The sequence below is a fragment of the Stenotrophomonas hibiscicola ATCC 19867 genome (assembly GCF_000382065.1).
In the GTDB taxonomy this organism is placed as follows: Bacteria; Pseudomonadota; Gammaproteobacteria; order Xanthomonadales; family Xanthomonadaceae; genus Stenotrophomonas; species Stenotrophomonas hibiscicola.
Window position 1 is genome coordinate 788,725 of record NZ_KB907499.1, and the last position, 19,975, is coordinate 808,699.

General features: G+C 66.1%; 20 protein-coding genes and 1 tRNA gene. 10 read left to right on the forward strand and 11 right to left on the reverse strand.

Annotated features, from left to right (window positions below):
* Nucleotides 1-346 precede the first annotated feature (346 nt).
* The 5 genes from G370_RS0108310 to rimK all read right to left on the reverse strand — a co-directional run bounded on the left by G370_RS0108310 (nt 347) and on the right by rimK (nt 4,528).
* Nucleotides 347-1,714, reverse strand: a complete 1,368-nt coding sequence (locus G370_RS0108310) for a sensor histidine kinase (RefSeq protein ID WP_031269244.1) — start codon at nt 1,712-1,714, stop codon at nt 347-349.
* The gene (locus G370_RS0108315; protein WP_005410804.1) at nt 1,677-2,354 is read right to left on the reverse strand and encodes a response regulator transcription factor; all 678 of its coding nucleotides are present in this window, start codon (nt 2,352-2,354) and stop codon (nt 1,677-1,679) included. Before G370_RS0108315 ends, G370_RS0108310 begins: the two co-directional genes overlap by 38 nt.
* Before the next feature lie 8 nt (nt 2,355-2,362).
* Nucleotides 2,363-2,836 (reverse strand): hypothetical protein, encoded by a 474-nt coding sequence (locus tag G370_RS0108320; protein ID WP_019660177.1) that lies wholly within the window; start codon nt 2,834-2,836, stop codon nt 2,363-2,365.
* 93 nt (nt 2,837-2,929) lie between these two features.
* Nucleotides 2,930-3,406 carry a hypothetical protein gene (locus tag G370_RS0108325; RefSeq protein WP_019660178.1) on the reverse strand — a complete coding sequence of 159 codons (477 nt, stop codon included), beginning with the start codon at nt 3,404-3,406 and terminating at the stop codon, nt 2,930-2,932.
* A gap of 243 nt (nt 3,407-3,649) precedes the next feature.
* Nucleotides 3,650-4,528: a 30S ribosomal protein S6--L-glutamate ligase gene (gene rimK, locus G370_RS0108330; RefSeq protein WP_026347043.1), complete on the reverse strand. Its 879-nt coding sequence runs from the start codon at nt 4,526-4,528 to the stop codon at nt 3,650-3,652.
* A gap of 165 nt (nt 4,529-4,693) precedes the next feature.
* On the opposite strand from rimK, the gene G370_RS0108335 reads away from it, so the two are divergent.
* Complete coding sequence (locus G370_RS0108335) at nt 4,694-5,059, forward strand: hypothetical protein (RefSeq protein ID WP_245541206.1); 366 nt, start codon at nt 4,694-4,696, stop codon at nt 5,057-5,059.
* Nucleotides 5,060-5,151: 92 nt separating this feature from the next.
* Here G370_RS0108335 and G370_RS0108340 read toward each other — a convergent pair whose 3' ends face one another.
* Nucleotides 5,152-6,309 (reverse strand): hypothetical protein, encoded by a 1,158-nt coding sequence (locus tag G370_RS0108340; protein ID WP_245541207.1) that lies wholly within the window; start codon nt 6,307-6,309, stop codon nt 5,152-5,154.
* Nucleotides 6,310-6,424: 115 nt separating this feature from the next.
* On the opposite strand from G370_RS0108340, the gene G370_RS0108345 reads away from it, so the two are divergent.
* Entirely contained in the window at nt 6,425-7,294 is an 870-nt protein-coding gene (locus G370_RS0108345; protein ID WP_245541208.1) for a PoNe immunity protein domain-containing protein, read from the forward strand.
* A gap of 134 nt (nt 7,295-7,428) precedes the next feature.
* Here G370_RS0108345 and G370_RS0108350 read toward each other — a convergent pair.
* A tRNA-Gly gene (locus G370_RS0108350) sits at nt 7,429-7,502 on the reverse strand.
* 115 nt (nt 7,503-7,617) lie between these two features.
* Nucleotides 7,618-9,438 carry an autotransporter domain-containing esterase gene (locus tag G370_RS0108355; RefSeq protein ID WP_026347045.1) on the reverse strand — a complete coding sequence of 607 codons (1,821 nt, stop codon included), beginning with the start codon at nt 9,436-9,438 and terminating at the stop codon, nt 7,618-7,620.
* 240 nt (nt 9,439-9,678) lie between these two features.
* On the opposite strand from G370_RS0108355, the gene thiS reads away from it, so the two are divergent.
* The 4 genes from thiS to G370_RS0108375 all read left to right on the forward strand — a co-directional run bounded on the left by thiS (nt 9,679) and on the right by G370_RS0108375 (nt 13,389).
* Nucleotides 9,679-9,879, forward strand: a complete 201-nt coding sequence (thiS, locus tag G370_RS0108360) for a sulfur carrier protein ThiS (protein ID WP_019660184.1) — start codon at nt 9,679-9,681, stop codon at nt 9,877-9,879.
* Nucleotides 9,880-9,985: 106 nt separating this feature from the next.
* Nucleotides 9,986-10,780: a thiazole synthase gene (locus G370_RS0108365; protein WP_019660185.1), complete on the forward strand. Its 795-nt coding sequence runs from the start codon at nt 9,986-9,988 to the stop codon at nt 10,778-10,780.
* Entirely contained in the window at nt 10,780-11,514 is a 735-nt protein-coding gene (gene trmB, locus G370_RS0108370; RefSeq protein ID WP_019660186.1) for a tRNA (guanosine(46)-N7)-methyltransferase TrmB, read from the forward strand. Before G370_RS0108365 ends, trmB begins: the two co-directional genes overlap by 1 nt.
* Nucleotides 11,515-11,541: 27 nt before the next feature.
* A complete protein-coding gene (locus G370_RS0108375) occupies nt 11,542-13,389 on the forward strand; it encodes an SLC13 family permease (RefSeq protein WP_019660187.1) in 1,848 nt (615 codons plus the stop codon).
* Nucleotides 13,390-13,731: 342 nt separating this feature from the next.
* Here the strand turns inward: G370_RS0108375 and G370_RS0108380 are convergent, their stop codons facing one another.
* Nucleotides 13,732-14,067, reverse strand: coding sequence for a Rieske (2Fe-2S) protein (locus G370_RS0108380; protein WP_019660188.1), 336 nt, complete (start codon nt 14,065-14,067; stop codon nt 13,732-13,734).
* Nucleotides 14,068-14,245: 178 nt separating this feature from the next.
* Here G370_RS0108380 and G370_RS0108385 point away from each other — a divergent pair, with 178 nt between their 5' ends.
* The 4 genes from G370_RS0108385 to G370_RS0108400 all read left to right on the forward strand — a co-directional run bounded on the left by G370_RS0108385 (nt 14,246) and on the right by G370_RS0108400 (nt 17,425).
* Nucleotides 14,246-14,527, forward strand: coding sequence for a hypothetical protein (locus tag G370_RS0108385; RefSeq protein WP_019660189.1), 282 nt, complete (start codon nt 14,246-14,248; stop codon nt 14,525-14,527).
* Nucleotides 14,528-14,602: 75 nt separating this feature from the next.
* Nucleotides 14,603-15,319 carry a fumarylacetoacetate hydrolase family protein gene (locus G370_RS0108390; protein WP_019660190.1) on the forward strand — a complete coding sequence of 239 codons (717 nt, stop codon included), beginning with the start codon at nt 14,603-14,605 and terminating at the stop codon, nt 15,317-15,319.
* A gap of 54 nt (nt 15,320-15,373) precedes the next feature.
* Nucleotides 15,374-15,778 (forward strand): large-conductance mechanosensitive channel protein MscL, encoded by a 405-nt coding sequence (gene mscL / locus G370_RS0108395; RefSeq protein WP_019660191.1) that lies wholly within the window; start codon nt 15,374-15,376, stop codon nt 15,776-15,778.
* 225 nt (nt 15,779-16,003) lie between these two features.
* Nucleotides 16,004-17,425, forward strand: a complete 1,422-nt coding sequence (locus tag G370_RS0108400; RefSeq protein ID WP_019660192.1) for a M28 family peptidase — start codon at nt 16,004-16,006, stop codon at nt 17,423-17,425.
* Between the two features lie 164 nt (nt 17,426-17,589).
* Here the strand turns inward: G370_RS0108400 and G370_RS0108405 are convergent, their stop codons facing one another.
* A complete protein-coding gene (locus G370_RS0108405; protein ID WP_019660193.1) occupies nt 17,590-18,423 on the reverse strand; it encodes a TrmH family RNA methyltransferase in 834 nt (277 codons plus the stop codon).
* Complete coding sequence (locus G370_RS0108410; RefSeq protein ID WP_019660194.1) at nt 18,424-19,935, reverse strand: alanine/glycine:cation symporter family protein; 1,512 nt, start codon at nt 19,933-19,935, stop codon at nt 18,424-18,426.
* Nucleotides 19,936-19,975 lie beyond the last annotated feature (40 nt).

Here is a 19,975-nt window from a genome sequence, read left to right on the forward strand (position 1 = left end):
AGGGCAGACGATGCATTTTCCATGATGAGCTAGAGCACATCCGGAGCTTTTGATTTGTTGGTTTTTTTCAGGACGCCAATCCCGGCCAAGGCACCTGCCCCGGCCAGGTCATCAGGCCATCGCCGCGCACGGCAATCTGTAAGGAAATTCTCAAGTGCGGCGCGGGCTTGCCAATGCGTGCACTGGAACACGCGCGGGGCGCGGCAGCGATCACGGTGGTGTCGCGTTGGGCCTGATGCCTGATCATCGCGCGAGGGTAATTCAGTGGCACAAGCGACACAGAGCGCGATGCAAGGTCGGCAGGGTCCGTGCCGACCAAGGTCGGCACCCACCAAAGCAGGGGCCCTTACAACGGCTTCGGCGAGAACGTCAGGGTGGCGATCACGCCACGCTCGCCACCGGGGCGCACGCTGACCTGCCAGCCGTACAGATCGCACAGGCGGCTGACGATCGACAAGCCGATGCCGCCGCCCTGCGAATGGCCAGCATGCGTGCCGCGGTAGCCACGCTGGAACAGCTTGGCGGCATCTTCCTCGCTCAGGCCCGGGCCACTGTCGGTCACCGAGACCGAATTGGCGCCGACGAACACGCGCACCTCGCCGTCCTGCGAGTACTTCACCGCATTGCCGATCAGGTTGCCCAGTGCCACCGACAGCGCCGCCTCGGGCGCGTCGATCACTAGGTTGCGCTCACCTTCGAGCACCAGCTCCAGCGGCTTGCCGCCCAGCTGCGCACGGTGCGCATCCAGCAGCTGCTCGGCTACGCGGGCCACGTTGCTGGTGCCCTGACCGCGTTCGTTGCGCGACAGCAGCAGCAACGCGCCGATCAGATCGCTGCACTGCTGTTCGGCACGCTGGATGCGCTGCAGGCGCTGCAGCACCTTTTCGTCCAGGCCGGGCCGGGTCAGCAGCAGCTCGGTGGCACCCCGGATCACCGCCAGCGGCGTGCGCAGCTCATGGCTGACGTCGGCATTGAACTCACGGTCGCGCTGCACAACTTCGGTCAGCCGCGAGGAATAGTCGTCCAGTGCCTGTGCCAGCTGCCCCACTTCGTCATCGGGGAAACGCGGCGCCAGCGGCTCAGGGTCACTGGTACCACCACGGTAGGCGCGCAACCGTGCGGCCAGGTCCGATACCGGCTTCATCACCTTCGAGGCCGACCACCAGCCCAGCACCAGTGACAGCAGGCTGAACACCAGCACCGACAGCACCAGCGCGCGGTTGAGCTGCTTGCCGCCGCGCACGCTGTCGGTCATGTCATAGGCGAGGAAGAACCAGGCGTCCGGCGTCTTGCGCACGGCCAGCTTGTAGGAGTACGGCTCGCCGTGCTCATCACCGCTGACGCTGTGGATGCCATCGGAGAAGCCCGCCCACTGCGCGCGTTCTTCGCGCACCCGGTCGAACTTGTCCTTCGAATAGGCATAAGCCCTGATCTGCAGCACCGGTGCATCCGGGTTATGCCCGGGGTGCTCGTAATAGCGGCGCGCATACTCGTCGATGTTTCGGTTCATCAGCTCTTCCACCAGCTGGTTTTCCACGCGCAGGCGGGCCCAGTTGGTGGCGAACGCGAACAGTGTTGTCAGGCAGAAGCCCAACAACACGAACGAAACGATGATGCGGCTGCGCAGGCGCCGCCGATACGGCGTGCGCCGGCGCTCCCCCTTGCTTGCCACCGAATCAGGCTTCCGGGGTGGCGATGCGGTATCCGATGCCATGGCGGGTCTGGATCAGCGGCACTTCAAACGGCTTGTCGACCACCGCACGCAGGCCGTGGATGTGCACGCGCAGGGAATCCGAATCGGGCAGTTCTTCGCCCCACACGCGGGTTTCCAGTTCCTGGCGGGTCACCACGGCCGGGGCCGCTTCCATCAGCGCCTGCAGGATCTTCAGTGCAGTCGGGTTGAGCTGCAGCAGCTTGCCCTGGCGGCGCACTTCCAGCGTATCCAGGTTGTATTCCAGATCGCCGGTTTCCAGCACGCGGGTCTGCACGCCCTTGCCGCGTCGCGACAGGGCGTTCAGACGCACTTCCACTTCCTGCAGCGCGAACGGCTTGATCAGGTAGTCGTCCGCGCCGGAATCGAAGCCGGCCAGCTTGTTGTCCAGCGAGTCGCGGGCGGTGAGCATCAGTACCGGGGTCTGCTTGCGCGCTTCGTTGCGCAGCTTGCGGCAGACCTCGATGCCGTCCATGCCTGGCAGGTTGAGATCCAGCACGATCGCGTCGAACTCGTGCACCACGGCCAGGTGCAGACCGGTAACCCCGTCAGCCGCGAAGTCCACGGTGTGGCCCCGGTCCTCCAGGTAGTCGCCCAGGTTGGCCGCAATGTCGCTGTTGTCTTCGATTACCAGGATTCTCACTGTCACCTCTAATTGACGAATTTGCCGACGCGCTGGGCCTGGCCCATATCACGCTGTGCCTTGTCCTTCCGTCGCGCGCGCTCGGCAACGGTAGTGCACTGCGTCGTGGACCGGTTCGAACCCGTGGCCTTTTCACGTTGGCATATTAGACGACTATCTTCACGGGCCTGTGTCAAAACCGTGTTCACGATCTGCTGGTCGTTGAAGACATCGGTTCGTACCTGTTCAGGCATGGAATCGCGGTCGGGATGCTGCTCGACGGCCGTACGCATGCGCACCAGCGCCTCGCGCACGCGGCTGCGGTCGGCCTGTTTCAGCTCGCTGTAGGTCTCGCCATCGTTGAGTTCGATTTCGATGCGCTCGATCTGCTGCTGCAGCGGCTTGCCCGGAATAAAGACCTCACCGGCCTGGTTGGATGCGGAGGCGGCGGTGGCCAGGGTCAGGCCCGAGACCAGGACCGCCGACATCAGGAGGGACTTCATGACAAACGAATCCTTGTTTGAGTTGAGGGTTGACTGTATTCGCACCGCCTTCACGCGAGCAAGTGCCGGTCGCTCGGGCGGCAATCGGCCCGGCTAGCGGTTACTGGGAGGCGTGAGATTGTTGAAGGTGCGCTGGTCGTTGAGCAGGGCCTTGCCCTTTTCCTCGATCCGGCGGCGCTCGGCCACCGTCAGGCAGCGGCTCTTGGGCATGTTGCTGCCCGTGGTGCGGGTGTGCTGGCAGATCTGGCGGCTGTCTTCGTGGGCGCGGACAAGAACGGTGTTGATCCGCTCCTGGTCGTTGAAGACCTCTGCCTGGACCTGCGGCGGGAGCTCCTGAAGCGTGCTGTGGTCCCCCATGCGCTGGGTGATGCGCGCCAGTGCCTGCTGCACCTGGGCGCGGTCGTCAGCGGAAATCTCGCTGTACTCGCCATCATCAAGGGCCCTTTCAACCCGCCGGACCTGCTCGGCCACCGGTGCCTGCCCGTCCATCTGTATGGCGGTCTTCTCCGGCTTGGCGGAGACAGTGCCAGACAACCCCAGCAACAACGCGATCATCGTGATGCGGTACATCGCCAGCCTCCGGATCCATCCAGGAACGATGGCCACTCTACGGCCGTCACGCGGCCTCCACAAGGGACTTCCGGCAGGTATAAAAAAGACCCAGGCGGTGGCCCGCCTGGGTCTGAAGTCGTATCCCGATACCGATCCTGCTGAGAGGCAGAGCTGCGGTTCGCTGAAGGCTACGCCGGCGCCGATTAAAGGCATGTTAAAGCCGGCCTCATTTGCCCATGAGAATCTCAAAATATTGATTTGTCATGGCTTTTTCAGCTTCTCGACGTGCTCGATGATGCGCGTGGCCACATCTACCCCGCAGGCGGCTTCGATCCCCTCCAGCCCCGGCGTGGAGTTGACCTCCAGCACCAGCGGGCCGCGCGCGGAGCGGATCAGGTCCACCCCGCACACCGACAGGCCCAGCGCCTTGGCCGAACGCACCGCCACCTGCTGTTCGGCGCGGCTGGCCTTGGCCGCCACCGCGGTGCCACCGGCATGCAGGTTGGAGCGGAAGTCGCCTTCCGGCGCCTGGCGTTGCATCGAGGCCACCACCTGGTCGCCCACCACGAAGCAGCGCAGGTCGGCGCCCTTGGCCTCACCGATGAACTCCTGCATCAGGAAATTGGCATACAGCCCGCGCAGGGCCTCGACGATGCCGCGCGATGCGCTGGCCTTTTCGGTGAGGATCACGCCCCGCCCCTGGGTACCCTCGTTGAGCTTCACCACGTGGGGCGGCGGGCCGAGCATGGACAACAGGTCGACGGTGTCATCCGGGTTGTCACCGAACACGGTGACAGGCATGTCGATGCCCTTGGCGGCCAGCAGCTGGTGCGCACGCAGTTTGTCGCGCGAACGCAGGATCGCGTCGGAGGGGTTTGGGGTGCGTGCGCCCATCAGCTCGAACTGCCGCAGCACGGCGGTGCCATAGCGGGTGATCGAGGCACCGATGCGCGGGATGACCATGTCCACGCCGGTCATCGGCCGGCCCTTGTAGTGCATCGAAAAACCATCGGCGGCGATGCGCATGTAGCAGCGCAGCGGGTCGAGGATGCGAACGGTATGGCCACGCGTGCGTGCCGCCTCGACCAGCCGGCGGGTGGAATACAGGGAACTGTTGCGGGACAGGATGGCGAGCTTCATCGCGGCAGGATCGGGCGGCAGGCGCGCAGCATAGCGCGGGCGTGTGGCGGGTGGATGATGCCCCGCAGGCCACCGCATCTGCATGCCTGCCGGGGCTGTGCGAATATGCCGTTGCCGGCTGATGGACATAAACGGCCGGCTTGCACAATCCAAGGAGAACCACAGATGCGAATGGGAATTCCGCTGTTGTTGCTGTTTGGCCTGGTGGGAGGCGCCGCAGACGTAGGGGCTGCGCCGACCCACGCAGTCTCCCGGCTCTACTTCGATGCCAACAACACCCTGATCGGCCAGGGCCTGCGCTACTGCACGGGCAAGACACAGCACCAAGGCGTTGCCTCACACGCCAATACCCGCTGGATCGATGTTTCCTACGCCCGCCAGGGCGACTCGACCGACGTGTCCTACGGCAGCTGGGTGCCTGCGCAACTGCGGCAGGACTTCTGCACGCTGTATGACGCCTGCACATCACTGATGCCGTGGCCGGAACCCAGCCTGCCCGGCACCCTTGGCAACGGCTTCTACTCAGACTGACAGCCGATAGTCGCCGCACCGTCTCCGGCGATGACCGCACCGTCGCCGGGGACATCCTCATGGCTCATCCAAGGGATGCCTGCCGCCGCTGATCAGCGCGGGGGCAGGCGCAGCGAGAAGTGCCCATCGCGGACACGCACGGCCAGCGCGGTTTCCCGCCATTCCACAGGCAGGGCGAGCGCAGTGTGTGGCGTGGGGATGCGTGTGATCGCGTCGAACGTCCAGTGTTCCTCATAGGCTTCGCAGCGAAGCGAACCGTCATCGCCGGCCTCGATCACATCGATCCAGGCACCACTGCGGGCCTTGCCGCTGCCGCCCGTCGCACGGCGGCCAATGGCCTGCCAACACCCCTGCCAGTGGACGAGCCATACGCCCTCGATGGGACGCAGATCCCCATCAAGCACGCTGCCCGCCACCGCCACGCACCGTCCGGACGGGCTGGTGATCACCGTTTCCAGATCGCAGGCGTGACGGTCACTGGGCTCGCCATCAAGACAGAGCGCGTACGGGCAGACGCGCGCGAACAGCGTCGGATGCGCGGTCAGGCGCAGATCGTCGGGCAGCAGCGGTATGGCCTGCAGCACCCGGGCATCCGGCAGGACATGCCGCAATGCCTGCGGCAACCCGGCGGCCAGCGCGGGATGCTCCGGTTCCAGCCATAGACCCCGGCAGGGCCGCAGCGTGGTCGGTCGACAGGGGATATCCCGCAACCACATTGCGGCTTCGGCATCCCCGCCAAGCTGCCGGCGCTCGTGCAGTTCCTGCCAGAACAGGCTGGGAACAATCGCCTGCAGGTGCATCACCCGCTTGTCCGCTTCGTCGTAGACGATCACCGCTTCGCTGCGATCAACATAGCCACTGGCCACACGCAGCCCGCTTCCCGCCAGCGTCTGCCACTCGCCACTGGCATCGTGGCTGCCTCCAGTGGATACGCCCTCGACAATGGCTCCATCGCGCAGCATCTGGGTGCTGTAGGCCGGCCCCCCCATGCCCAGTTCGCCCCAATCCAACAGGACATCATGCGTGGGCGGCCGGGTAGCAAAGGGCAGCGTCGCCCGCGAGCGCAGCAGTGCGCCGCCTACGGTATCGCCGACCAGATCAAGGCGCTGCAGCACACCACCCACTGCAAGGCACGCGGCCAGGGCGACAACCACGCCCAGCGGCGACCACCAGGCCACGCAGATGGCGACCAGGACCAGGAACGGCAGCCACTGGGTGAAACGGCGGAGGGCGATTCGATCAACGGTCATGCGGGCATGGTGACTGCGATTGCGCACCATTCAAACCTTCAACGCGGTGCCAGGCAATGGGGGTCGAACCGGCATTGCCGCTAGACTTTCCCTGATGATGGAACCGATGACTGCCGTGAACCGCCGGAATCTGCTGCTGGACGTACTACCGCGATGGAGAGCACTGGCCAAGGATCCGGGAGTACCGCGCCGCATGCTTCGCCTGCCGGACTGGCAGGCAGACTGGAACGCGGGCATGGCCCTGCTTGCGCGTCATGCGCGCAATGGCGGTGACCCTGCGGAGGAACCGCTGCAGGGGCATGCGGCGCTGGAACATGCGTACGGCTGGGAAGCGGTTGCCCAGACCGGCAGCAACCTGCTGCTGAAAGGCATCGACCGTGGCTTCGCCTCCACGGCATTGCAGCAGATGCATGCCGACGTTGCAGAACTCTGGCTCGAGCATGCACGTTTGCTGGCCATTGCCCGGAACAGCCTGCAACAGCAAGGCCACGACATCGCGCTGGCCGCGTCGTTGCAACCGCGTACAACGCAGCACTACGAATACGCACTACAGTTGTTGTCACTGGGCGTGCTGCTGGATGCGCAGGATCGTCTTCCGGCGCTGGTGGAGCAGGTGCTCTGCTTCGAAACCGACCGCGTGCTGGACTACCTCAGCGCGCCGGCACTCGGCCTTGCCGAAGCCAGCGATGCGATATTCCATCCGCGCCCGTTCGCCGAGCTGTTCGCGCCATTGCGCGACGGTGAAGCGTTCGACCCTTCACTGCTGGCCGGCTACCTGCAGGTGCAGTACCGCGACTTCTTCCTGCTGTCGCCCAAAGCCCAGAAGCGGACCCGACGCCTGACCGGACCGAATGCCTGGGGTTACTGGGCGCTTGAGGTAGCAGCGCTGGTGGTGCTGTATGGCGGCGACGATGCCGCGCTGCGCACCTGCCCGCACTATCCTTCCGACCTGGTGGACTTCGCCCGGCCGCAAGCGGGCGCATAAGCCACTCGAGCTATGGTTCGAAGGGGCCACAGCCCAACACAGAGGAGGAGATTGCGGCGCTGCTGCCACACGCTCGAGCTGGGTGTGGTGCATCGAGTACGCCGCGTCTTCCGGGGGTGAATACCCTGGAGACATGGAGCGGGCGATGGGAATCGAACCCACGTCAGTAGCTTGGGAAGCTACAGCTCTACCATTGAGCTACGCCCGCGTTGCGGTGGAAAGTCTATGCGCTGGGGCCGGTGTTGCGCAATGGTGCCCCCGCATCAGAGCGGGGCCGGATCCCCTTCGTTCCCGAAAGGGATCCGGCCCCGCCTGGTTTCTGCTTAGAAGCTGCCGCTGAAGTTGGCGAACAGCGTCGCGTCCTGGGCACGCTTCTGCCCGGCCGAAGCGCTCAGGCCGAAGTTGCTCTGCAGGCCGAACAGCTCGGTACGGGCACCCAGCACCACGGTGGCGTAGTTCTTGTCGAAGTTCAGGCCCGGCACGCGATAGCTGCCCAGTTCCGGCAGGGTCTGCAGCCATGCGCTGGCCTGCTTGGTGTCTTCGAACTCGTGGTCGTAGGTCACCTGCGCGTACGGCTTGACGGTGCCGCCATCGAAGCGGGCCTGCCAGCCGATGCGGCCGACGGTCGAATCGACATTCTGGCGGTCGTAGCCCAGTGCGGTGGCCAGGGTGCCGGCCGCAGCGCTTTCGGTGTAGCCATCGATCTTCACCTTCTGCCAGATCACCGAAGCAATCGGGCCGTGGCGGAAACCGCCTTCGGTGCCGAACTCGTAGCCGGCGTTCAGCGCGGCGGTCAGGTTGCTGCCGTCCGGCGAACCGCCGTGCTCACGAGTGGCCGGGCCCAGCTGGACCTTGCGGTTCACGTCATAGGACAGCCAGGTGTAGCTGACCTGGCCATTGATCCAGATGCGGTCACCATACCAGCCGGCGAACAGACCGGCAGTGGTGTCCTTCTGGGTGAAGTCGCCACGGCTGTTGCCGAAGTCTGCGTTGAGGCGGCCGAAGCCGGCGAAGCCGCCGAACACCATGCCGTCGCGTGCCCAGTCGATACCGAACAGGCCGGCGGGCGCCAGGCCGTCGTACAGGTCGGCATGGTCATAACGCTGCAGGTCACCGCGCACGCCGCCCCACCAGGACAGGCCATCGGCCGGGCGACCACCCAGGTGCATGCTGACCTGGTCGGCACGCGAACGGCCGATGGTCTGGGCCGAGTGGCTCAGCACCTGCTGCAGACGCGGGCCTTCCAGCACCGAGACAGCATACTGGCCCAGCAGCTGATGGCCGGCGGTGGTCGGATGCACGCCGTCGGCGAACAGGTAGGTGTTGGCTGCATCCGGGCTGACGTAACTGGTCGGGTTGCAGCCGATGATGCTGGCGGTGGAGTTGTTCGGATCGATCCTGCAGGCGGTGCTGGTGACGTTGGTGAAGCCGTACATGCCCGGATTGGCAGTCACTTCGCGCAGGATGCTGAAGGTATCGAGCGGAATGAACTCGATGCCTGCCTGCTTCAGGCCACCGTACAGCGCCTTGTTGTAGCCGGCCGACAGTGCGGTGGCGGCGGCGGCATTGGGGCCGCGGAACTGCGGGGTGATGCCCACATCCGGCAGGTTCGGTACCAGCACGTACTGGGCACCAGCCTGCTTCAGCGCACCTACCAGCGCGATCTGGTCGGTGACCGCTGCGCCGATGATGCCCTGCACCTGGGCCTGGGACGCGCCACCTGCCGCCGCACGGGTGGCCGCAAACAGATCATTGGCGCCTCCCCATACGGTGTACAGGGCGTTGCCGTCAGCCTTGCCACCGTTCGCGGCAAGGTAGCGGGTTGCTTGCGACTTCAGCGACGGAATCACGCCCAGGCCACCGGCCTCGTCCACCGATACCCGGGCACCGCCCACGGCGTAGTTGTCGCCACTCTGGCCGTTGCCGTTGGCACCCCCGTTGAGGCCGTAGTAGTTGGCGACCTGCTGTGCCCACACCCAACCCGGGTTGGTGGTGAACTGGCCGGTGACCGGCTGCACGCCCGGATCGAGCAGCGGCCGGAAATAGCCGGCGTCGGTGAGGCTGTCGCCGAAGAACACGGCCTTGGAATACGGACTTTCGCCTGCCATGGCCGGCAGCGCGGCGAGTGCGATCGCAGCCGCCATCAGGGAGCGGATCGGGTGTTTGCTGAGCTGCATCTAGGAACTCCTGTGGGGTAAATAGGTTGGAATCCGGCACACGTACGCCGGCGCACGGTCAATGGTTTCACCGGGCCGCCGTTTGCTCACGCTGCGCCGCCGCATGGATTGTCGCCTGAGCACGCCGAAGCCTGCTGTGCTGGAGCTGGCGCCCCGATCAAATTCCAAACGTTCCGATCACGAAGAGCTATAAGCGACAATGCAGGAATGAACATCCAGCTCAACGGCGAACCCCGCACCCTGCCCGCCTCGGCGACCCTTCACGACCTGCTCGAGGCCGAGCAGCTGCTGCAGCGCCGGGTGGCAGTGGAGGTCAACGGCGAGATCGTCAGCCGCAGCCGCCATCGCGAGCATGTTCTGGCTGAAGGCGACATTGTCGAGATCGTGCACGCGCTGGGTGGGGGCTGAGGCCTGTCCGGGTTTGCCGGCCAGCGGCCGGCACTACCCATGCCGATCCACGGCCGGCACGCCATTGCGTGATCCCATCTTCAGGCGGATAGGCGATAATCGCGCCATGAACGTTCATGTCTCCCCCGATTCGCTGGTGATCGCCGGCAAGACCTATGGCTCGCGGCTGCTCACCGGCACCGGCAAGTTCAAGGACCTGGAAGAAACCCGCCTGGCCACCGAGGCTGCTGGCGCCCAGATCGTCACCGTGGCCATCCGCCGCACCAACATCGGGCAGAACCCGGGCGAGCCGAACCTGCTGGACGTGCTGCCACCGGAGCGCTTCACCATCCTGCCCAACACCGCTGGCTGCTACACCGCCGAAGACGCGGTGCGTACCTGCCGCCTGGCCCGTGAGCTGCTGGACGGCCACAACCTGACCAAGCTGGAAGTGCTGGGCGACCAGAAGACCCTGTACCCGGACGTGGTGCAGACCCTCAAGGCCGCCGAGCAGCTGGTCAAGGACGGCTTCGAGGTGATGGTCTACACCTCCGACGACCCGATCCTGGCCAAGCGCCTGGAAGAGATCGGCTGCGCCGCAGTGATGCCGCTGGCCGCGCCGATCGGTTCGGGCCTGGGCATCCAGAACAAGTACAACCTGCTGCAGATCATCGAAGACGCCAAGGTGCCGATCATCGTCGACGCCGGCGTGGGCACCGCCTCGGACGCGGCAATCGCGATGGAGCTGGGCTGCGACGGCGTGTTGATGAACACCGCCATTGCCGGTGCGCGCAACCCGGTGCTGATGGCCACTGCCATGCGCAAGGCAGTCGAGGCCGGCCGCGAGGCTTTCCTGGCCGGGCGCATCCCGCGCAAGCGCTACGCCAGCGCATCCTCTCCGGTGGACGGGCTGATCGGCTGATGACCAATCCTTTTGACAGCGCCGGCTCCAAGGCCCCACCCAAGCCCTTCACCGTAAGCGAGGGCCGCCGCGAGGTGCGCAGCTTCGTGTTGCGCCAGGGACGTTTCACCCCCGCCCAGCAGCGCGCGTTCGACGAACGCTGGCCTCGCTTCGGCCTCGACTACACCGGCCAGCCGCGTGACCTGGATGCCACCTTCGGCCGCCCGGCACACAAGGTGCTGGAAATCGGCTTCGGCAACGGTGCCGCGCTGCGCTTCGCCGCCCAGCACGATCCGTCGCGCGACTACATCGGCATCGAAGTGCACGCCCCCGGCGTGGGCCGGTTGCTGAACGCGCTGGCTGAGGACAATGCCGACCACGTGCGCCTGTACCACCATGACGCGGTGGAAGTGCTGCAGAACGAGATCGCCGATGGCGCGCTCGATGAAGTGCGCATCTACTTCCCGGACCCGTGGCACAAGAAGCGCCACAACAAGCGCCGCCTGCTGCAGCCGGCATTTGCCGAGCTGCTGGTGCGCAAGCTGCGCCCGGGTGGCCGCCTGCACTGCGCCACCGACTGGGAAGACTACGCCGAGCAGATGTGGGACGTGCTTGACGCGACTGCCGGCCTGGTCAACCGCGCCGGCCCGCGTGGCAGCGTGCCGCGTCCGGACTGGCGCCCGCAGACCCACTTCGAGACCCGCGGCCAGAAACTCGGCCACGGCGTCTGGGACCTGCTGTACGACCGCACCTGACGATCGCCTGAGGACGCCGCGCCCCACATGGATACCGCGCTGACGCTGACCAACGACATGAAGCTCGTGCTCGGGCTGGTCGGCTTCACGATGGCGATGTTCCTGTTCGAGCGCATCCGCGCCGACGTGGTCGCGCTGGTGGTGCTGGTGGTACTCGGTGTCACCGGCCTGATCGCGCCGGAGGAGATCTTCGGCGGTTTCTCCGGTAACGCGGTGATGAGCATCATCGCCACCACCATCCTCGGTGCCGGCCTGGACCGCACAGGGGCGCTGAACCGGCTGGCCGCATGGCTGCTGCGGCGCGGCCACGGCGTCGAACAGCGGCTGCTGATGATGACCACCGCCATCGCCGGCCTGAACTCGTCCTTCATGCAGAACCCGTCGGTGATGGCCTTGTATCTGCCGGTCGCCTCGCGACTGGCAGCGCGCACCGGGCTGACGATGCAGCGCCTGCTGCTGCCGATCTCGGCGGCGATCGTGATGGGCGGTGCGCTGACCATGGTCGGCAATTCGCCACTGATCCTGCTGAACGATCTGCTGGCCTCGGCCAACAACAACCTGCCTTCCGGCCTGGCCACCATCGAGCCGCTGCGCATGTTCGCGCCGCTGCCGATTGGCGTGGCACTGCTGATCGCCTCGCTGCTGTACTTCCGCTACTACGGCGACCGCAAGCTGATCGAGGAAGAAACCCTGGTCAACGACGGGGTCACCCCAGCACGCACCGAGAGCTATTTCGCCAAGACCTATGGCATCGAAGGCGATGTGTTCGAGCTGGTGGTCAGCGCGGAAAGTCCGCTGGTGGGCATGACCCTGGGCGAGGCCGAGAACCTGCACGACGCCCCGCTGCTGCTGGCCCTGAAAACCGGTAATGACACCCGCCTGGCGCCGCCGGCGGAGATGCGCATCTGGGTAGGCAGCGTGCTCGGTGCGATGGGCCCGCGCCAGCAGATCAACGATTTCGCGCAGAACCAGTTCCTGCGCATGTCTTCGCGCCTGAAGCACCTGGGTGACCTGTTCAACCCGAGCCGCGCCGGTATTTCCGAAGCGGTGGTACCGCCGACCTCGAACGTGATCGGCAAGAGCGCGGCCGACCTGCGCCTGCGCAAGGAGCGTGGCATCAGCCTGCTGGCGATCAACCGCGACAAGCAGGTGATCCGCGAGGACGTGCGCGACGTGCAGTTGCGTGCAGGCGACATGCTGGTCTTCCACAGCATCTGGACCGACCTGGCACAGGCGGCCAAGAGCCGCGACTTCGTGGTGGTGACCGACTATCCGACCGGCGAGCAGCGCCCGCACAAGTTCAAGATTGCGATGGCGATCTTCGCGCTGACCATCCTGATCGCGCTGACCAGCAAGCTGCCGGTCGCGCTGACGCTGATGACCGGCGTGGCCGGCATGCTGCTGACCGGCGTGCTGCGCATGGACGAGGCGTATGCCTCGATCAACTGGAAAACGGTGTTCATGATGGCCGGGCTGATCCCGCTCGGATGGGCGATGGACTCCAGTGGTGCGGCGGCATGGGTGGCCGGCCACACCATCGACAAGCTGCCCACCGGCATCCCGGTGTGGGTGCTGGAGGTGGCGCTGGCACTGCTGACCACGGCGTTCTCGCTGGTGATCAGCCATGTGGGCGCGACCATCGTGATGGTACCGATCGCGGTGAACCTGGCACTGGCGGCGGGCGGCAACCCGACCGCGTTCGCGTTGATCGTGGCGCTGTCGGCGTCCAACAACCTGATGACGGCCTCCAACCCGGTGATTTCGATGATCACCGGCCCGGCCAATTACACCCCGCGCGAGATGTGGCGGGTCGGCGGACCGTTGTCGCTGATCTACACCTGCGTGGTGGTGTTGATGATCAACCTGATGTTCTGAGGGTTGGGTTTGTTGGCAGGGCTGCGCCCTGCACCCGCAGAAGCCGAAGCAACAGCAACAGCAACAGCAACAGCGTGCATTCCGTGGGATGGCGGGGTGGGTCCGGTTGCGGGGGACGCTGCAAGTACGTCCCTGTAAGCTCGGTCGCCGCATCCATGCGGCTCACGCCCCCGCAACCGGACCCACCCCGCCTTCGACAGTTTTCCGCGAGCTGTCGGAACGGCGTTCTGCTCTGGTGGGTGTCGACCTTGGTCGACACGATGGATCCACGCCATGCGTGGATGAATCTCTGGATCCCCATTGATCCTGTGAGTGCGAACCTTGGTTCGCGCACCGGTTACATCAGGCCAGGTAAACCTGCCCGTCGCGCACGTCCACCGGTACGGCGCGCAGGCGGTCGCCCTTGCACGGGCCGGCAATGCAGTCGCCGCTGTCCAGCGTGAACGAGGCGCCATGCGCGGCGCACACCAGGTGGCCTTCGCGGCTCTTCAGGAACTGGCCCGGGGCCCAGTCCAGGCGTCGGCCGGCGTGCGGGCAGATGTTCAGGAATGCGCGCACCTGCGCGCCGTCGCGGTACAGCACCAGCGATTCGGCATCGCCATCGATCACCGCTTCGACCTCGGCAAACGCGCCATCGGCAATGGCATCAAGGGCGATCAGGGCGGCAGCGATAGTCATGGCGAAAGCTCGGACGGTAAACCGGAATTGTCGCATGCCTGCTCAGGTGACTGGCTGCGACATGAACACAAGTCATTGATCCGTAATAAGCACAGGCTATATTTAACGAGTTTTTCACTCAATGACAGTGGCGCCTCCCGATACTCTGGTTTCGCTGATCCCAGCCTATCGAGCCGCCATGTTCAATCGCGCATCCGCCTTCAACCAGTTCCGCACCCTGTTCGCGCCGCGCAAGCCGCGCCATCCGTTGGTGCGCGTTGCCGTGGGCCTGCTCGGCTTGGCGATCCTGGCCGCGATGGTGTTCATCGGTGTGTTCGTCGGTGCCGCGATGATCCTGGTTGGCCTGGCATGGAAGCTGCTGGCCTCGCGCAAGCCGGGCGCCGCGCGTCCGGTGGACCCGACCGTGGTCGAGGGCGAGTACCGCGTGGTGCGCAAGCCGGTGTTGCCGGCCTCGCGCTGATCCAGGCCTTCCGCGCCCGCTGACGGCGGGCGCCATGCGTTCTAGACTGCGGGCACGCCCTTCCTGGATGCCCGCATGTCCGATGTCTCCGATGTGATCCCTGCCGTAGCCCTGCCGCGTGTACCGGTAGCCGGTGGCGGCAGCTTCCCCGTGCACCGTATCTACTGCGTCGGCCGCAACTTCGCCGACCACGCCCGCGAAATGGGCGCGGCGGTGCCGGCGGCCGATGACCGCGGCCGCCCGATGTTCTTCAGCAAGCCGGCCGACGCCATCGTGGTCGGCCACGACGATGCCATCCCCTATCCGCCAGCAACCGCCAACCTGCACCACGAAGTGGAACTGGTGGTGGCGATCGGTCGCGATGCGCCCGCCGGCGAGCTGGCCGTCGCCGACGCCGATGCGCTGGTCTACGGCTACGCCGTCGGCCTGGACCTGACCCGCCGCGATCTGCAGGCCGCAGCCAAGGACAAGGGCCATCCTTGGGATGCCGCGAAGGGGTTCGATGCCTCCGCGCCGATCAGCGAAATCGTGCACGCCGAAGAAGTCGGCGACCTGGCTGCGCTGAACCTGTCGCTGGAGGTCAACGGCGAGGTGCGCCAGCAGGCACTGCTCGACCAGATGATCTGGAACGTGCCGGAGATCCTGCATGAGCTGTCCAAGCTGTGGCAGCTGCGTGCCGGTGACCTGGTGTTCATGGGCACCCCGTCCGGGGTGGCTGCGCTGAAGCCCGGCGACCGCTTCAGTGCCCGCCTGGAAAACGTGGCCGAGCGCCACGGCGTGATCGCCGGCTGACGTCACCTGCGCTACCCTGCGCGCTGTCCACTTCCCCACCGGAGAAAAACAACAATGGGAATGCTCACCGAGTTCAAGGAATTCGCCATGCGCGGCAACGTCATCGACCTCGCCGTCGGCGTGGTGATCGGCGCGGCCTTCGGCAAGATCGTGACGGCGCTGGTCGAGAAGATCATCATGCCGCCGCTGGGCCTGCTGATCGGCAAGGTGGACTTCTCGCAGCTGGCGTGGACGCTGTCGCCGGCCCGCATCGGCCCGGACGGCAAGGAGATTCCGGCGGTGGTGATCGGCTACGGTGATTTCATCAACACCCTGATCCAGTTCGTGATCGTGGCCTTCGCGATCTTCATCGTGGTCAAGGCGATCAACCGCCTGTCTCGCAAGAAGGAAGCTGCACCAGCCGCACCGGCCGAGGAAGTGGTGCTGCTGCGCGAGATCCGCGACAGCCTGAAGAAATAAGGTAGTAGCGCCGGGCCATGCCCGGCGGGACGCCATCTTGCCGCTGCGCTCGCCGGGCATGGCCCGGCGCTACCGCAGAAGCAGGCGAAAGCCCCGCCCCGGCGGGGCTTTCGCTTTGCTGCATCTGGCGGGAAACAGCATCCGCGCCAGCCATGACCTCCCGCCCATGCGCCGGGCTGAACGACTGTTAAGCTCCAAGGCTTAGGTCCCTTCCCGGAGTTGTCCATGCGTCGCCGCGTTCTTGCCATCGCATCCTCCCTCGCCCTGCTGGCCGCCCCGGCCTTCGCGGCGCCGCACACCACTACCCTGCCCCCGGCGTCGCTGGCCACCGCCGCACAGCTGCGCGACCAGGCCTTGGCCGATGACACCGGCTGGAAGGTGGTCGAATCGCTCACCACCGAGATCGGCCCGCGCATCGCCGGCAGCGAGGCTGACGCCCGCGCCGTGGCCTGGGCCGAAGCCAAGTTCAAGGCACTGGGCTTCGACAAGGTGTGGAAGGAACCGGTGACCTTCCCGAAGTGGGAGCGCCGCAGTGAACACGCTGCCGTGACCGGCAAAAATCCGCAGCCGCTGCAGATCACCGCACTGGGCGGCAGCCCGGGCGGCACCGTTGAAGCCGAGGTGGTGCGCTTCGCCGACCTGGCCGCACTGCAGGCGGCGCCGGCCGGTTCGCTCAAGGGCAAGATCGCCTTCGTCGATTACCAGATGCTGCCGTTCCGCGATGGCCGCGACTACGGCCGCGGCGGCGCGATCCGCAGCAAGGGTCCGTCCGAGGCGATCCGCAAGGGCGCGGTCGGTTTCCTGATGCGTTCGGCCGGCACCGACTCGCACCGCGTGCCGCACACCGGCATCACCCGTTTCGATGACGGCCTGACCCCGGTGCCGTCTGCGGCACTGTCGGTGCCCGATGCCGACCAGCTGGCCCGCCTGCTGGCCCGTGGCAGCACCACGGTGAAGGTTGCGCTGGACTGCGGCTGGGATGGTACGGCGACCTCGTACAACGTGATCGGCGAGATCACCGGCCGCAGCCTGCCGAAGGAAGTGGTGGTGATCGGTGGTCACCTGGATTCGTGGGACCTGGGCACCGGCGCGGTGGATGACGGCGCGGGCGTGGGCATCACCATGGCCGCAGGCCACCTGATCGGCCAGCTCAAGCAGGCGCCGAAGCGCACCATCCGCGTGATCGCCTTCGCCAACGAGGAACAGGGCCTGTATGGCGGCAAGGCCTATGCCGAAGCGCACGCGAAGGACGTGGCCCTGCACCAGCTGGCCGCCGAGAGCGACTTCGGCGCGGGCCGCATCTACGCCTTCAATACCGGTTCGCCGAATCCGGAAGGCTCGCGCGAAGCGACGAAGCAGATTGCCGAAGTAATGAAGCCGCTGGGCATCGAGTACCAGGCCGACAAGGGTGGCCCGGGCCCGGACGTCGGCCCGCTGGCCGCCAAGGGCGGTGCGTGGGCGTGGCTGGCGCAGGACGGCTCGGACTACTTCCACCTGCACCACACCGCCGACGACACGCTGGACAAGATCGACCCGAAGGCACTGGCACAGAACGTGGCCGCGTACACCGTGTTCGCGTACCTGGCGGCGGAAGCCGACGGCAGCTTCGGCAGCGAGGCCAAGGCGACCACGCCGCCGAACGAATGATGCGGTAGCGCCGGGCCATGCCCGGCGTTTGCGGCGGGAAGAGCGGTGCGAACCAAGGTTCGCACCCACCAAGTCAGATCCCGCATCGGTAGCGTCGGGCCAATGCCCGGCAAGCGCAGCGGCACGAGCGGTGCGAACCAGGGTTCGCACCCACCGGGCGTCACTCAGCCGCGGCGGCTCGCCCACTGCGCCAGCAGCACGGCCGTGGCGGAAGCGACATTCAGGCTTTCCACCGCGCCGCTGCCCGGAATCGACAGCTGCTGGTCACACTGACTGGCCAAACCGCGATCCATGCCTTCACCTTCCGCGCCCATCACGTAGACCAGGCGGGCCGGCAACGACGCGCGGAACACGTCATCACCGCCCTCGACCAGGGTCGCGGCCAGGCCGAAACCGGCTGCGCGCAGTTGTGCCATTGCCTGAGCGGTCTCCGGCAGCTGCACCAGCGGCACCGCTTCGGCGCCGCCTTCGGCCACGCGCGCGGCGGCGCCGGACAGGGCCAGCGTGCTGCCGGCCGGCAACAGCAGCGCCTTGGCACCGAAGTGCGCGGCCGAGCGCAGGATCGCGCCGAGGTTGTGCGGGTTGCCCACGCCATCCAGCCACAGCGCCAGCGCCGGGCCGTCACCGACCTGCTGCAGCCACTGCGCCAGCGGCAGTGCCGGTGCGCGCAGCATGTCGGCCACCACGCCTTCGTGATGGGTGGTGCCGGCCAGCTTGTTCAGATCGCCATCCTCGACCACGCGGTAGCCCACGCGGTTGGCCACGCACCACTTCAACAACGGCTGCAGGCGCGGAATGCGTGCTTCCAGCAGGTACAGCTTGCGCAGCGCCTGCGGCCGCGCTTCGAACGCAGCCAGCACGGCATTCAAGCCGTACAGACGCAGCTCATCGCTGCCACCGCGCCCACCACCGCCCGTGGCCGGCACCTCCGGGCGCGGCAACGGCGTTGCGCGCGGCGGACGGGCGGACGGGCGGCGGTTGTTCCAAGGGTTGTTCACTTACACACTCTCCTGCTTGCGCTGGCGCCAGAAATCGGCGTTCTTGATGCCCAGGGCATCAGGGTCGAACACCGGATCCAGGCCGAGCTTCTTCTGTCGTTCGTAATCACGCAGGGCCAGCATGGCCGGCTTCTGGATGATGAGGATGGCAATGATGTTCAGCCAGGCCATCAGGCCCACGCCGATGTCGCCAAGCGCCCAGGCCAGGGTGGCATTGTGGAACGCGCCGAACACCACCATGCCGATGATGCCCAGGCGCAGCACCAGCACCGTCAGCGGGCGCTTCCTGTTGTGGTTTACATAGCTGAGGTTGGTCTCGGCCATGTAGTAGTACGCCATGATGGTGGTGAAGGCGAAGAAGAAGATGGCGATGGACACGAATGCCGAACCCCAGCCCGGCAGCACCGCTTCCACGCCGGCCTGGGCGTAACCGGCGCCTTCGGGAATGCCGGCCAGGCCCTGGAAGATCGGCGGTGCGCTGGCACCTGCCGGCGAGTACACGTTGTAGGTGCCGCTGGCCAGGATCAGGAACGCGGTGGCGGTGCACACCATCATGGTGTCGAAGTAGATGGCGAAGGCCTGCACATAGCCCTGCTTGGCCGGGTGCGAGACTTCCGAGGCGGCCGCTGCATGCGGGCCCGAACCCTGGCCGGCTTCGTTGGCGTAGATGCCGCGCTTGATGCCCCACTCCACGGCCAGGCCCATCATGGCGCCGAATGCGGCATGCGTGCCGAAGGCACTCTTGAAGATGATGCCGAACATTTCCGGCACGCGGTCGTAGTTGATGACCATGATGATGATGGCCATCAGGATGAAACCGGCAGCCATGAACGGCACCACCACTTCGGCGAAGTTGGCGATGCGTTTGACGCCACCGAAGATCACCACGCCCAGCAGCAGCGCGACCACGATGCCGATGCCCAGCTTCAGCGCCTGCACCGATTCCATGCCGAAGGCCTGGCCGTCGAGCGGCCCGCACAGCGCGGTGCCACGGCAGGCGTTGATGATGCTGTCGGCGATGGCATTGGCCTGCACGCCCGGCATCAGGAAACCTGCGGCGATGATCGTGGCGATGGCGAAGGCCAGCGCATACCACTTCAGGCCCATCGCCTTCTCGATGTAGTACGCCGGGCCACCGCGGTAGCGGCCTTCGGCGTCCTTGGTCTTGTAGATCTGCGCCAGGGTGCATTCCACGTACGAGGTGGACGCGCCGAGGAAGCCCATCACCCACATCCAGAAGATCGCCCCGGGGCCGCCGAAGGCGATGGCGGTGGCCACGCCGGCGATATTGCCGATGCCCATGCGGCCGGCCATCGACATGGCCAGCGCCTGGAACGAGGACACGCCGGCGTCGGATTTCTCACCCCTGACGGTGAGGCGGCACATTTCGAAGAAGCCACGGATCTGCATGAAGCGCGTGCGCAGGCTGAAGAACAGGCCGGCGCCCAGGCACACGAAGATCAGTGCCTTGCTCCAGATGATGCTGTTGATGAAGTGTACGGTTGCTTCCACGCGCGCTCTCTCCAGTCGGCGGGTTGTAAGGACGTCCCGT

Bases quoted from the DNA above. Each gene is read 5' to 3' on its own strand.
- trmB (WP_019660186.1), top strand. From the start codon at position 10,780: ATGACCAATCCTTTTGACAGCGCCGGCTCCAAGGCCCCACCCAAGCCC.
- G370_RS0108335 (WP_245541206.1), top strand. From the start codon at position 4,694: ATGCGAATGGGAATTCCGCTGTTGTTGCTGTTTGGCCTGGTGGGAGGC.
- G370_RS0108380 (WP_019660188.1), bottom strand. From the start codon at position 14,067: ATGACTATCGCTGCCGCCCTGATCGCCCTTGATGCCATTGCCGATGGC.
- G370_RS0108375 (WP_019660187.1), top strand. From the start codon at position 11,542: ATGGATACCGCGCTGACGCTGACCAACGACATGAAGCTCGTGCTCGGG.
- G370_RS0108400 (WP_019660192.1), top strand. From the start codon at position 16,004: ATGCGTCGCCGCGTTCTTGCCATCGCATCCTCCCTCGCCCTGCTGGCC.
- G370_RS0108365 (WP_019660185.1), top strand. From the start codon at position 9,986: ATGAACGTTCATGTCTCCCCCGATTCGCTGGTGATCGCCGGCAAGACC.
- mscL (WP_019660191.1), top strand. From the start codon at position 15,374: ATGGGAATGCTCACCGAGTTCAAGGAATTCGCCATGCGCGGCAACGTC.
- rimK (WP_026347043.1), bottom strand. From the start codon at position 4,528: ATGAAGCTCGCCATCCTGTCCCGCAACAGTTCCCTGTATTCCACCCGC.
- G370_RS0108320 (WP_019660177.1), bottom strand. From the start codon at position 2,836: ATGAAGTCCCTCCTGATGTCGGCGGTCCTGGTCTCGGGCCTGACCCTG.
- G370_RS0108340 (WP_245541207.1), bottom strand. From the start codon at position 6,309: ATGACCGTTGATCGAATCGCCCTCCGCCGTTTCACCCAGTGGCTGCCG.
- G370_RS0108385 (WP_019660189.1), top strand. From the start codon at position 14,246: ATGTTCAATCGCGCATCCGCCTTCAACCAGTTCCGCACCCTGTTCGCG.
- G370_RS0108355 (WP_026347045.1), bottom strand. From the start codon at position 9,438: ATGGCGGCTGCGATCGCACTCGCCGCGCTGCCGGCCATGGCAGGCGAA.
- G370_RS0108325 (WP_019660178.1), bottom strand. From the start codon at position 3,406: ATGTACCGCATCACGATGATCGCGTTGTTGCTGGGGTTGTCTGGCACT.
- G370_RS0108390 (WP_019660190.1), top strand. From the start codon at position 14,603: ATGTCCGATGTCTCCGATGTGATCCCTGCCGTAGCCCTGCCGCGTGTA.
- thiS (WP_019660184.1), top strand. From the start codon at position 9,679: ATGAACATCCAGCTCAACGGCGAACCCCGCACCCTGCCCGCCTCGGCG.
- G370_RS0108310 (WP_031269244.1), bottom strand. From the start codon at position 1,714: ATGGCATCGGATACCGCATCGCCACCCCGGAAGCCTGATTCGGTGGCA.